The organism is Parachryseolinea silvisoli (genome assembly GCF_021190955.1).
In the GTDB taxonomy this organism is placed as follows: Bacteria; Bacteroidota; Bacteroidia; order Cytophagales; family Cyclobacteriaceae; genus Ohtaekwangia; species Ohtaekwangia silvisoli.
The window spans coordinates 343,362-356,167 of record NZ_JAIOAO010000006.1; the positions used below are offsets into that span (position 1 = coordinate 343,362).

The 12,806-nt window shown below is 53.2% G+C and carries 13 protein-coding genes; 5 read left to right on the forward strand and 8 right to left on the reverse strand.

What is annotated here, in order from left to right:
* Positions 1–50: 50 nt before the first annotated feature.
* From K7P01_RS28970 to K7P01_RS28990, 5 genes are all read left to right on the forward strand, one after another.
* Entirely contained in the window at positions 51–560 is a 510-nt protein-coding gene (locus K7P01_RS28970; RefSeq protein WP_267298081.1) for a thioredoxin family protein, read from the forward strand.
* Entirely contained in the window at positions 557–1,501 is a 945-nt protein-coding gene (locus K7P01_RS28975; RefSeq protein WP_267298082.1) for an FAD:protein FMN transferase, read from the forward strand. Before K7P01_RS28970 ends, K7P01_RS28975 begins: the two co-directional genes overlap by 4 nt.
* Positions 1,498–1,707 carry a DUF4266 domain-containing protein gene (locus K7P01_RS28980; protein WP_267298083.1) on the forward strand — a complete coding sequence of 70 codons (210 nt, stop codon included), beginning with the start codon at positions 1,498–1,500 and terminating at the stop codon, positions 1,705–1,707. The genes K7P01_RS28975 and K7P01_RS28980 overlap by 4 nt, the downstream gene beginning before the upstream one ends.
* A 12-nt stretch (positions 1,708–1,719) precedes the next feature.
* A complete protein-coding gene (locus K7P01_RS28985) occupies positions 1,720–2,937 on the forward strand; it encodes a DUF3570 domain-containing protein (protein ID WP_267298084.1) in 1,218 nt (405 codons plus the stop codon).
* Between the two features lie 323 nt (positions 2,938–3,260).
* Entirely contained in the window at positions 3,261–3,752 is a 492-nt protein-coding gene (locus K7P01_RS28990) for an RlpA-like double-psi beta-barrel domain-containing protein (protein WP_267298085.1), read from the forward strand.
* Positions 3,753–3,826: 74 nt separating this feature from the next.
* Here K7P01_RS28990 and fbaA read toward each other — a convergent pair whose 3' ends face one another.
* From fbaA to K7P01_RS29030, 8 genes are all read right to left on the reverse strand, one after another.
* Complete coding sequence (fbaA, locus tag K7P01_RS28995; RefSeq protein WP_267298086.1) at positions 3,827–4,888, reverse strand: class II fructose-bisphosphate aldolase; 1,062 nt, start codon at positions 4,886–4,888, stop codon at positions 3,827–3,829.
* 177 nt (positions 4,889–5,065) lie between these two features.
* A complete protein-coding gene (locus tag K7P01_RS29000) occupies positions 5,066–6,091 on the reverse strand; it encodes an LLM class flavin-dependent oxidoreductase (protein ID WP_267298087.1) in 1,026 nt (341 codons plus the stop codon).
* A gap of 82 nt (positions 6,092–6,173) precedes the next feature.
* The gene (ypfJ, locus tag K7P01_RS29005) at positions 6,174–7,022 is read right to left on the reverse strand and encodes a KPN_02809 family neutral zinc metallopeptidase (RefSeq protein WP_267298088.1); all 849 of its coding nucleotides are present in this window, start codon (positions 7,020–7,022) and stop codon (positions 6,174–6,176) included.
* Between the two features lie 145 nt (positions 7,023–7,167).
* A complete protein-coding gene (locus tag K7P01_RS29010) occupies positions 7,168–7,617 on the reverse strand; it encodes a heme-binding domain-containing protein (protein WP_267298089.1) in 450 nt (149 codons plus the stop codon).
* Positions 7,618–7,688: 71 nt separating this feature from the next.
* Positions 7,689–9,767 (reverse strand): hypothetical protein, encoded by a 2,079-nt coding sequence (locus K7P01_RS29015; protein ID WP_267298090.1) that lies wholly within the window; start codon positions 9,765–9,767, stop codon positions 7,689–7,691.
* Between the two features lie 14 nt (positions 9,768–9,781).
* Complete coding sequence (locus K7P01_RS29020; RefSeq protein WP_267298131.1) at positions 9,782–11,014, reverse strand: replication-associated recombination protein A; 1,233 nt, start codon at positions 11,012–11,014, stop codon at positions 9,782–9,784.
* An 87-nt stretch (positions 11,015–11,101) separates the two neighbouring features.
* Positions 11,102–11,470 (reverse strand): response regulator, encoded by a 369-nt coding sequence (locus K7P01_RS29025; protein ID WP_267298091.1) that lies wholly within the window; start codon positions 11,468–11,470, stop codon positions 11,102–11,104.
* Positions 11,467–12,792 (reverse strand): sensor histidine kinase, encoded by a 1,326-nt coding sequence (locus K7P01_RS29030; RefSeq protein ID WP_267298092.1) that lies wholly within the window; start codon positions 12,790–12,792, stop codon positions 11,467–11,469. The genes K7P01_RS29025 and K7P01_RS29030 overlap by 4 nt, the downstream gene beginning before the upstream one ends.
* Positions 12,793–12,806 lie beyond the last annotated feature (14 nt).

The window sequence follows — 12,806 nt, forward strand, 5'->3', positions numbered from 1 at the left end:
CCTGCATTATTTTTTGCAGGTCTTACGTCTCCTCCTGTAAGACCTATGTTATGATTTTTGTCAAGAAACATTTTACCTTCCAAAATCGTTACTTTTACCGCAACGAATACATGCCCTTGACACGCTTCCGATTGCCTTTTGTTCTGACGCTCTGCTTCTGCCTTTCGAGCCTGGCCGTGTGGGCGCAGGTGCAGGAGAGCGCGGACGAAGCTTTTCAGCAGGCGGCCGAACATCACCGGCCGGTGTTGCTGGTCTTTGCCGGCTCGGACTGGTGTGCGCCCTGCGTTCATTTTGAAAAAAAGATTCTGGCAGAGCATTCTTTCCAGGATTTTGCTGGTGCCAACCTGGTATTGTTAAAGGCTGATTTCCCGCAGCGTACGCGCCAACCGGAGTCGCTCCGGAAACAAAACGAAGCGCTGGCCGAGAAGTATAATCCCACGGGCATCTTCCCCTACATTCTGCTGCTGCGCGACAATGGTAACGTGGTGAAGATATTGAACTATCGCAACGAATCGCCGGCGCAATTCATCGACGAGATCAAACCGCTGTTATTGCCATGATGGTGGCGCCGTTAACGGAGCATCGGAAGCAGGCCCGGTTGATGGGTTCTGCCTTCGAGTTCGTCACGGTGACAGAAGCAAGCGACCCCGAAGATCATATCGACACCGCGGTCGCGGAGGTGCGGCGTATGGAGGCCCTGTTGACGGAGTTCTCCGACACTTCTCAGACCGCCCAGCTGAACCGCGCGGCAGGTATCCATGCCGTGGAAGTAGATCCAGAAGTATACGCCATCCTCCACCGCAGCCGCGAGATTGCGCGGTTGACGCAAGGTGCCTTTGATATCACAGCCGGGGTATTAAAAAAGCTATATGATTTTCGAAACAAACCCACCACGCTACCCAGTCGCGCAGCGATCGATGCTGCGCTGCAACGTGTGGGATGGGACAAGATCGTGTTGACACCACCGGGGCAGGCATATTTGTCGGCGCCGGGTATGCACATTGGGTTTGGGGCGATTGGCAAGGGCTATGCGGCCGATAAGGTGAAGAACGTGCTGCAACAAAAAGGTATACACAGTGGCGTGATCAACGCCAGTGGCGACCTGACGGCGTGGGGCACGCGTCCCGATGGGACACCGTGGAAGGTGGGCATTGCAGATCCGAATGCGCCTGAACGTGTTATTGCCTGGATACCGGTGCATCAGGCGTCGGTGGCAACGTCGGGCAACTACGAACAATATTTTGAGCTGGAGGGTGTGCGGTATTCACACAACATTGACCCGAAGACGGGCTTGCCCGTACAGGGAATAAAGAGCGCCACGGTGGTGAGCCCGAGTGCCGAGCTTTCGGATGCACTGGCCACGGCGGTTACCGTCATGGGCCCATCGGTAGGATTACACTTCATCGATCAGCTGCCCAACACACATTGTTTGATCATTGACGATCAAAATCGTCTACACACGTCGCGTCACCTGTCCATAACTTTGAATTCTGCCACATGAAACGTTTACTCTACTGCCTGTTGCTCGGCGCTACGCTGTTGGCTTGCGAAAGTGTAAAGCCTTACCAGCGCGTTTACCTGAACGACCACGAGATGCAACCGGGCCAGCCGGGCGCGCGCAGCATGGAGGAAAACGTACAGGCATACCGTGAGGGCGCGACCGGAGGCGGCAGCACCAAGAACAGCGGCGGATGTGGATGTAACTAACGGGCCAGGACTTTGAAGAAACGTTACCTTACCGCAGCCCTTCTGGCAGCCGCCATTACTTCCTTCGGCCAGCAAACAACGCCTTATGTGAAGAAGCGTATCGCGCGTACCGATGTGCAGGCGCTGTTTTCTTTTTATACACAAGACAACGACCACTCGGCCGTCACCGGTGGGCAAGGCACGGAAGACCTGCAAGTTTATACGAGCCAGGTATCCATCGATGTGAACAAGGATTCCATCAATACATTTCACCTCGATGGCGGTGTGGATGTGATCAGCTCGGCGTCTACCGATCGCATCGACTTTGAGATGTCGTCGGCTTCGAAGGTTGATGCCCGCAGTCACGCCCGTATAGGCTACAACCGGTTGTTGTCCGCGCAACGTATGAATGTGGGCGCGACGGCGTCGTTCTCTATTGAGTCGGATTACCTCTCGATTGGCGGTGGGCTTTCGTGGAATTATACCAACCCGTCGCGGCAGCGCGAGGTGTCGCTCGCGGTGCAGGCATACTTCGATGACTTGCGTTGGGGCAGACTGGAGAATGGCCATCCGCAGAAGCTGGTATATCCGGAAGAGCTTCGGTATAAAAACTGGTTTGATGAATACCGGCGTAATTCCATTAACATCGAAGCGGGTTTTCTACAGACCATCAATCGTCGCATGACCCTGGGTATCTATCCAGGCATTACATATCAGCAGGGACTACTCTCGACACCGTTTCACCGCATTTATTTTACCGATGGTTCGAAGGGCATTGAAAAGCTTCCCGGCGGCCGGTTGAAAATACCGGTAGGCCTGCAGTTAAATACCTTCCTGGGCAACCGCTGGGTGCTGCGCACATCGTATCGTTATTTTTATGACGACTTCGGCATTGTCGCGCATGCGTTGAATGTGGAGTCGGCGGTGAAGATCAGTCGTGTCTTTACGATTACACCGTTTGTTCGTCTTTATACACAACAAGGCGCGGATTACTTCAGGGCGTATAATAAACACGATGTCTCGGAGAGATACTATACTTCTGACTATGATCTTTCTCCGTTCGAAAGTATCAAGCCGGGTGTAGGTATTCGCTATGCGCCATTTACACGAGGGAAAGCCATCACGTTTAATGACATTGAAATGCGATACGCATTATACCATCGCACCGATGGTATGCTGGCACACATGATCACGGTATTTTTTAATTATACTGTCGAACGTGAAAAGACGCATCCATTGTCTGAAAGGTAACCACCTGCCTGTCTAAATATTTTTTATATACATACTATAGCTATAGTTCTCGTTCGATCAGGCTCCGAAATGGCCAGTTGCGGTGGAGTTGCGGTGTTTTCCTGACATCGTGATGAGGATGGAACTCCCCATTGTGTCAGGTTTTTCTACAGCCATTTTGGCCGTTTCTACATGTCAGTTTTTTGACAAAATGTAACTTTTTTCGTGGCAAAACGTACAATTCAACCGTTTACCTGATATATCGGGTATTAATAACGGGTGAATTGACATTTTTTGGCATGGAAGTTTCTCAGTAGCCCGTGAATGTTTGAAAACGTCTAAGTATGAAAATTTCAAAAATTGTTGTGTTTTTGGTTGCTTTTATGATGATGCCGATAATCGGCTCATACACAAAGGGTATCAGCCATAAAACCACTTTAATGGGCCATAATGAGGTAACTGTGACGCTGGAAACACTAACCGTGTACAATCCGGAGAAACGTCAGTGTGACAGAACACCCCTGATTACGGCTAGCAATGCACGAATTGACACGGGAAAGCTGTTAAAGCAAGAAATTCGCTGGATGGCCCTGTCAAGAGATCTGTTAAAACGCTGGAAAGGCAAGTTCCACTATGGTGATACCGTACGGTTGCAATCAGGCGACCCCGAGATCGATGGTCTTTGGGTGATCCAGGACAATCTTAATAAACGTTTTAAGAACCGTGGAGACCTGTTATTTGACGGCCGGGTACGCAAGCTCGGAAAATGGAAAAACGTCACGATAACCCGCCAGGATGCGTACACCATCACTAGCACCCCAGCCGTAAACAGCTGACATCAAAAAAGTCCACGGCTGATGCGTTAAAACGCGGCCGTGGACTTTTGCCTTATATTTTTTTATGCCTGCTGTTAGAGCGGCACGTTGCGATTCAGGGCGTTCAGCTCCTGGAAGGCCTGTGTAAGGCGTTCTTTGAAGCTGGTCTCGCCATCGCGCAACCATACGCGCGGATCATAGTACTTTTTATTCGGGGCATCGATGCCTGACGGGTTGCCGAGCTGTCCTTGCAGATAGTCGCCGTTCTTTTTGTAGTACTTCAGGATACCGTCCCAGAATGCCCACTGCAAATCTGTGTCGATGTTCATTTTAATGACACCGTAGCCGATTGCCTCCTGGATCTTCTCCGCTTCAGAACCTGAGCCGCCGTGGAACACGAAGTTTACAGGGTTCTTGCCGGTGTTGAATTTCTTTTGGATGAATTCCTGTGAGTTGCGCAAGATGGTAGGATCCAGCTTTACGTTACCAGGCTTGTATACGCCGTGTACGTTGCCGAAGGATGCCGCGATCACAAAGTTCGGGCTTACTTTTGACAGCTCTTCGTACGCATAGGATACTTCTTCAGGCTGTGTGTACAGCTTGGAGGCTTCTACGTGCGAGTTGTCCACGCCGTCTTCTTCACCACCGGTTACGCCAAGCTCGATCTCGAGGAACATGTTGAGCTTGGTCATTTTTTCGAGGTAGCGTTTGCTGGTCTCGATGTTTTCTTTCAGTGGCTCTTCCGACAGGTCGAGCATGTGCGATGAGAAAAGGGGCTTGCCGGCTTGTTTGAAGAATTTTTCGCCTTCTGCCAGCATTCCGTCAACCCAGGGAATGAGCTTCTTCGCAGCGTGGTCGGTGTTGAGCAGCACCGGTACGCCGTAAGCATCGCTCACTTCGTGTACGTATTTCGCAGCTGCAATAGCACCCAGGATGGAAGCTTCTTGCTGCTTGTTCGGCAACGACTTGCCGGCGTAGAACGACGAGCCGCCGTTCGAGAATTGAATGATAACAGGTGACCCTACACTCTTGGCAGTTTCCAGGCTGGCGTTGATGGTGTTGGAGTTCGAAATGTTAATGGCGGGTAGTGCATACTGATTGGCCTTGGCATGATCGAATACGATCTTTGCTTGTGAGTATCCAAGTACGGTCGACATAGTGTTATGGTATGTTTAGTAAAAATTTCCAGCGTTGGTTTCCCGTGGCGGCCTACAAAAGTATCAGAAAATTTTAAAGAAGGGGAAATTCACACGCGAATTACGTAGTCGCACCGGGCGAAAACCAAATATATACCGTGTGCGGTGACAATATGATTAAAATCATGCTGCGCCTAACTAACGCATAATAGCTTCTGGCGCCGGCACGAGCGAAAATTGCTCTGCTAATAAAGTGTATGAACGCAGACGATCTTCGTGATGGTCGGCAAATGTAGCAATCATTACTTCGTCTACTCCGAACTGCTCCGCGAGCTTCGTGATCTTTTCTTTTACCACGTCAGGCGTACCAGTTATCATCCGCATACGATTGTATTGCACCCTGGCCCACTCTTCACGGCTATACGCATAGTCTTTGATGGCTTCGTACGAAGGTGCTTCGTCTACCTTGCCGCGCTCGATGCTCAATAAGCGGTAGTCCATTACTGCTTGTACTTGCGCTGCTTTTTCCTCGGTGTCACCACAGAAAGCAAAGATGCTGACGGACGCCCGCGGCGTTTGTGATCCATCTCCTTTAAATAATTTACGGTAGGCCGCGACAGCTTCCGGTCCACCAACCGGATTTATGAACTGTGCAAACGATAGCGACATACCAAAATGGGCGGCCAGGTAGGCGCTCTCACCGCTCGACGTGAGCATCCACAAGTCGGGTATGGTCTCTACGCGGGGAATAGCTTTTACTTTTTCGTGTACGGTGTCGGGCCGGGCGTCTTCGGAAAGAAAGGCTTTGAGGTCGATGATCTGGGTTAAATATTCCTGCGGATCAAATGTATTGGAAGGATTCAGCAGGGAGGCTGTCAGGCGGTCGCCACCGGGGGCGCGACCGATGCCCAGGTCGATGCGCCCCGGGTAGAGGGCTTCGAGCAGGCGAAAGTTCTCGGCTACTTTTAAGGTGCTATGGTTGGGCAGCATGATGCCCCCGGAGCCAAAGCGTATGTGTTTGGTCTCGGCAGCAAGTCGTGCGATTAGAACTTCAGGCGCGGCGCCGGCCAGCGTGGTGATGTTGTGGTGTTCGGATAACCAATAGCGTGTATAGCCCAGCTTGTCGGCCAGGCGTGCCAGGGCTACGCTTTCCTGTAAGGCCTCTACGGCGGTGCTTCCCCGCCGGATGGGTGTCTGATCCAGCACACTTAATTTCAACTGCATACCGATTGGATTGTCATATCGTTGACAACAGCACCGGCGGCAAACAAGTGCGGGGATTCGCTATTTTTTACTGCGTGATTTTTTAGAGGTCGTCGGTATTGAAGGTGTCGCCTTGATTGATGTCACCCGTTTCAAAGCCTTTTTTGAACCAGCGCACGCGTTGCGCCGACGTGCCGTGGGTGAACGAGTCGGGTACCACCTCACCGGTGGCTTGTTTCTGCAGTCGATCGTCTCCGATGGCTGTGGCTGCGCCGAGCGCTTCTTCGATGTCACCGGCTTCGAGTATATTCTGCATCTTCTGGGCGTGGTGCGCCCATACGCCCGCAAAGAAGTCGGCTTGCAGCTCGAGGCGTACGGATTGTTTGTTATACTCTGTTTCGCTGAGCTGGCCGCGCATGCTGTGGACGCGGTCGGTTGTGCCCATGAGGTGTTGTACGTGGTGGCCTACTTCGTGCGCAATGACATAGGCTTGTGCAAAGTCGCCGGGGGCCTGGAAGCGCGAGCGGAGTTCTTCGTAGAAGCTGAGGTCGATGTATAGTTTCTCGTCGGCCGAGCAGTAGAACGGGCCAGTCGCGGAGCTGGCGTTGCCACAGCCGGAGGCTACCTGGCCGGTGAAGAGTACGAGGGTAGGCTCGCGGTAGTCGCTCATGAGCTTGTGCCAGACGTCTTCGGTGTCGGCCAATACGGTGGCGACAAACTCGCCCATCTTCTCTTCCTCAGCAGTGAGAGGCGCGCGTTCTTCGGTGGTAGTGCCCCCGGTACCAACGCCGGTCTGTTGGAGAACCTCAAGGGGGTTCTTTTTCATGACCAGGCTAATGACCACGACGATCAGAATGCCACCAATGCCGAGGCCGCCTTTGAGCATGCCGCCACCGCCGCTACCGCGACGGTCTTCTACGTTTGAGCTTTGTCTTCTGCCTGTCCAGCGCATGGTGGTGTTTGTTTAGTTTTTTGTACTATAAAATATCGGGCCTTATGTGCAGGCTCTCGCCAGTCTGAAGACTGGCATTGGGTTCAGGTCCATTCCGATAGCTATCGGATCGCCCTTCCTTCGGTCGGAAGACTTGAACCAGGTGTTATTTTGGCAGCGTCTTTAACCAGGCATTAATGGCCGTACGATCTGCTTCTGTGATCTCGGCTTCGTGGTGGATCCAGAGGTAGGAGTCCAGGGGCATCCAGCCTTCGTTTACGGCTTCGCCTAGTTCTTCGAGCTTGTGGGCGGCTTTCTTGTCGGGGTATGTTTTAAAGGTGGAGAAGTTTAGCTCTTCTTTGCCTTCTTCGATGTGGTGCGCCATCCACCACGCTATCGGCTGAATGTTGTAGTACCACGGGTATGCGGTGTTGTTGCTGTGGCAGTCGTAGCATTTTTTGATCAGGATCTGGTGGACATCTTCGGATATGGCGTATTTTTTCGAAATGTCGTCGTCCGTGATCAGCGGAAGGGCGATGTTTTTGGAGGGTTGAATAAATTGTATGATGACCAGGATAGCCACCACTGCCAGTAGGATTTTCTTTTTTGTACTCATGGGAAGGTTGGTAATTCTAAAATACGAACAGTTTGGGAGATACGAAAGGCCCGCCTGCCGGTAGACAGACCTTAATAGCTGCCCCAGTAGCGACGCGAGAACCACTCGACGGTTACCAGCGCCAGCAGCACGAAGAATACCCACTTGAGATTGACCAGCGACTCGAACGATTCTTCGGTGTGAATCACGCTCGTAACCTCGGTCTTGCGCAGGTCGGCCTGCAGTTTGTCCAGTTGGGTAACATTGTAGAATGTGCCACCGGTGTTGGCCGATATGCGGCGTAACAGGTCGAAGTCGGCGGTCAGGTTTTGCAGCTCGGCCTGGCGGTGCACGACGGCAAACTCGCCGCGCACGGCCTCAGCCTTTTGATTGATGGTGGTACGCGCGCTATACCGGTATACACCTTCTTTCAATCCACCGATGGAATACTGGCTGTTGCCCTGGCTGGTTACATACGAGTAATCATACTTCTTGCCTTTTTCGTCGGTCAGTGACAAGGCGATGGTGTTACCATAGACCGGCTCAAAGAGGTCGTTGTATACCTGGCTTTCAAAGACCACGGCTTCCGTATCGGAAAACTCTTGTTGCAGCGGATAGCTGCGGAACTTGCGTTTGTCGTCGGTGGTACTGAGAAATTGAATAAGCTTGCCAAACAGCTCATCAAAGGCTTCGGTGTGCTCCGTGCGGTCAAACTCGTTCAGGCGCCAGCGCCAGATGCCGGCGCCTAATAAAATACCGGTCTTGCGTGCATCCTGTACACTTACCGCGAGCAGCGGCTTTTGCGTGGCCAGGTTGCCGACGCGCTGGTATAACAACGGGACCGCTTGCAACGGTACGTTGATCTTGCCAAAGTGTACCGACAGCGGCGGGTAGTCTGTCAGCAGCGACGTAGTACTGGCCGACAGCTCAAAGTTTGGAAAGGCGGGATTGACTACCGGTGTTACGTCGTCGAACTCACGGGGCATGCCGTCGAGCTTCAGCGGCATGTTCTGCTGTGCGATCAGGCGCAGATCAGACAGCTCACCGAGGATGAGGAAGATCGAGGCTTTCGTCTTCAGCAAGCGCAGGAAGAGCTCGCGGGTGGTGCCGCGCAGGTCGGGTGCCTGGTGGAAGATGACGAGGTCGGTTTGATCTGACTGCAATACACTGGCGGGTTGTTCATCCAGGCCGGGTATGTGCAGTACACATTCGTAGTTGGCATTCTGCTCGATTACTTCGCGCAGCGCTTTAACGTCAGGGTGTGGTGCGGGGGCGACTACCAGGATCTTTTTCTTGCCTTCTACTACCTCCACAAAAATCGAGGTGCGGTTGTTGCGTGTGTTGAACTCGCCGGGCAGGACGGTTACTTCTATGTCGAGCTTTTGTATACCCTGATCGTTGGCGGCGGCGAGGAAGTCGTAGATCAATAGCTGGTCGCCGTTGGCGGATTTGGTTTGCTGCGACAGCACCCGGCCGCGTTGCTGCAGCGACACTTGCACCGGGCGATTGCCTACGTTGCGCGCCATGACTTCCACCCGCACGGGGAACTGGTTGCCCTGGTAAGCAATCTTGTTATAGGCCACGTTCTTGATGGCAATGTCCATGCGCTGCAGCGTATCACCCACGCCCAATGTATGGACGGGGAATCCGTACGCTGCGTAAAGCGGCGAAAGACCCGTGTTATAGATACCATCGGAGGCCAGCAGCACGCCGGCAATCTTTTTCCCTTCGTACCGGTTGGCTACTTTTTTTAACGCGCCCGTCAGGTCAGTGGTGGGGGCGGTATACGTTACGTTGTCCAGGGGTGTACCGGCCAGGCCGGTGCGTACCACCTGGTAGCCTTGTTCTTCGAGCGCTTGCTGCGTGGCTTGCAATTTTAGTTCTACGTTGCGCAGTACGGTAGAGTCGGTTGCTTCGCGCACGGAGGCAGAGTCGTCATACAACATGACGAACACGGGCTTCTCGAAGAGGTTGTTGATCTGCCGTACGATCGGTCCCAGCAGCAGGAAGAGCAGCAGGAAAAGCAGTAGCGCGCGCAAGCTTAGCAATATGCGGTTCCATGTTTTGCCCCACGGGTGGCTGGCGCGATACATAAGGTACGCCAGCGCTGCGGCCAGGACGAGGCACAGTAGCAGGTAAGCGGGCGATGAGTCAAAGAGTATCTGTTGCATGGCGGCCGGCCGGGTTAGTAGCGATATTTATCTTTCCACAAGTTGCGCAGGTACTTGCGCAATTCTTCTTCACGCGCGTTGTTACCAGGGTCATAGAACTTCGTGCCTTTGATCTTGTCGGGCAAAAACTCCATGGCGATGAAGTTGTTTTCGTAGTCGTGCGCGTATTGATAGCCTTTGCCGTAGTCCATGTTCTTCATGAGCTTGGTGGGCGCATTGCGAATCTGCAGCGGCACAGGGAGGTCGCCGGTTTCTGCCACCGCCTGGAGCGCTTTGCCAATGCCCATATAACTGGCGTTGCTCTTGGGCGAGCTGGCCAGGTATACCACGCATTGCGCCAGGATGATGCGCGCCTCCGGATAGCCGATGATGTTCACGGCCTGGAAGGTGTTGGTGGCCAGAATCAGCGCAGTAGGGTTTGCGTTGCCTATATCTTCCGACGATAGTATGACTAAGCGGCGGGCGATGAACTTCACATCTTCACCGCCGTCTACCATGCGCGCCAGGTAGTATAACGCCGCATTTGGATCACTGCCGCGGATGGATTTGATAAAAGCGGAGATGATGTCGTAGTGCGCCTCACCATTCTTGTCGTAGATGGCGATGTGTTTCTGCGCCAGGTCCATCACCAGTTCATCGGTGACGACGATATCGCCGGGTACGGCATCCGTAATAAGCTCGACCAGGTTGAGCAGCTTGCGGCCATCGCCGCCGCTGATGTTGAGCAGGGCCTGGTGCTCGCGTATTTCAACGTTGCGCGTCTTGAGGTCTTCGTCGCGGGTCAGGGCCTGGTGCACAAGCTCCAGCAGCTTGTCTTCCGTCAGGGCGCGCAAAGTATATACCTGACAACGCGACAGCAAGGCGTTGTTTACTTCAAACGAAGGGTTTTCGGTAGTGGCACCGATCAGGGTGATGGTTCCTTTCTCGACGGCGCCGAGCAGGGCGTCCTGCTGGCTTTTATTGAAGCGGTGAATTTCGTCGATGAACAGGATGGAACGCTGCGAGTGTTTGGCTTTTTCAATTACGTCGCGTACGTCTTTGACGCCGGCATTGATGGCGCTGAGGGTATAGAAGGGCTTCTTTACTTCGTGGGCAATGATGTTGGCCAGGGTGGTCTTGCCGACGCCGGGCGGCCCCCAGAAAATCATGGAGGGGATACTGCCCATTTGTATGGCCCGGCGGATGACGCCATTCGGGCCTGTAAGATGTTCTTGTCCTATCAGCTCATCGAGCTTTGCCGGGCGCATGCGCTCCGCTAACGGGGGACGTGAATTCAACAGCACGATCGGTTATCACTAAAGCTTTGAAATTACGAAAACCCCCAGGAAGTAAAACTACCGGGCAAAATATTGGTCGATTTTTTCGGGCAATGCACGCCAGTCGAGGGGCTTGGGAATGTAGCCGGTAAAACCCTCTTTCAGAAACCGTTCTTCGTCGTGGGAAAAGGCATAGGCGGTTATCGCTACCACCGGTATGCCGGCCGTCGCGGGCTCACTGCGGATGGCCCGCAGCGCGTCGACTCCGGTCATCTGGCCGGGGCCGAGGTTGATGTCCATCAGCACCAGGTCGAAGCTTTTCCGGGCGAGAGTCTCCAGGCAACTTTCACCACTCTCCACGTGGGTAATCAGAAACGTGTCTTTAAAAAGTTTCTCCATGACCAACGCGTTGATCAGGTCGTCTTCGACGTATAGGATGCGTTTCATGGTGCAGGTGTATAGGCGGGCAGCAGGATAGTAAATACACTGCCTTTGCCTTTTTCTGATTGGGCCCGTATTTCGCCTTTCAGTGACTGAATGTACTTCTTCGCCAGGGCAAGTCCTAATCCGGTGCCTTCGTGGCTGCGGCTGCGGCCGGTACTTTCCTGCTCGAAGGGTTTATACATGCGGGTCATAAACTCGGGGGCGATGCCAATGCCGGTATCGGTTACGCGAATCATGATCATGCCGGGGTCGGCCTCTGCCAGGCGGGTCTCTACGAGTATACTGCCTTTGTCGGTAAATTTTACTGCGTTACCAATGACGTGGGCAATCACCTGCCGCAGCATGTGCTCGTTTGATAGTCCTTGCGGGGCGTTGGGACAGGGCCGGAAGGTAATATCGAGCCTTTTCTCGCGTGCGCGGCCCTCGACCGCGGCCAGGCATTGTTCCACGAGGGGGTTAATGGCTACGGACTTGCGTTTGGGATCTTCCTGCTCGGTCTCGAGGCGCGACAGCTCGAGTATGCTCGTCATGGTGTCGAGCAGGCGACGGCCGCTTTGCTGTTGCATCTCTACGTACTTGCGGGTCTCCTCTTCCTTCGACTCCAGGGCGATCACCTGGCTAAGGCCGAGGATACCGTTGATGGGTGTTCGAATCTCGTGCGACATGTTGGACAGGAAGTTCGCCTTGAGCTTATTCATGGCGTTGGCGATCTCGCGCGCTTTTTCCAGATCCTCGACATGCTGTACGATGGCGCGACGTGCCAGCTCGTACGCCTGGTGGTAGTGGTAGATGAGGTAGACAATGATAAAGAAAACGAGGAACAGTGCAAGGATGCTCTCCGTATAGGCCTGCTGTTGCGGCGGTCCGGGATTGAGGTGAATACCCGCATGGCGGATCATGAAGTGCGCCAGAATGGGTAGAAAGTGCAACAAGGAGTAGATCAAACCCATGCGGTTACCCAAGGTATGAAAGGCAAAGATGATATCTGCCACAGTCAACAGCGCGACGATGAAGTTAAAATCATCGAAGAGGTAGATCGTGATGTTGTTGTTCAACCATGAAACGACGACGAGAAAATGACACACAAACCGGATTGATCCGGTATACTTGATGTAGAAAAGTGTCCCGATAAATAGGGCGAGGATGATCAGGTTCTTGATGAGCTGGGCATCATACCGCTTGATGATGTAGATGGTAAAGAAAAATACCAGTGAAATAATGGCGGCCATCAGGATGTGATACACCAGCCGGATGCTTGCCTGCTTTAATAGGTCAGGTTCGCGGCGCAGGTAGTCGCCGATGAAATAATTGCACAGCAAATTCACGCGTTCAATATAAG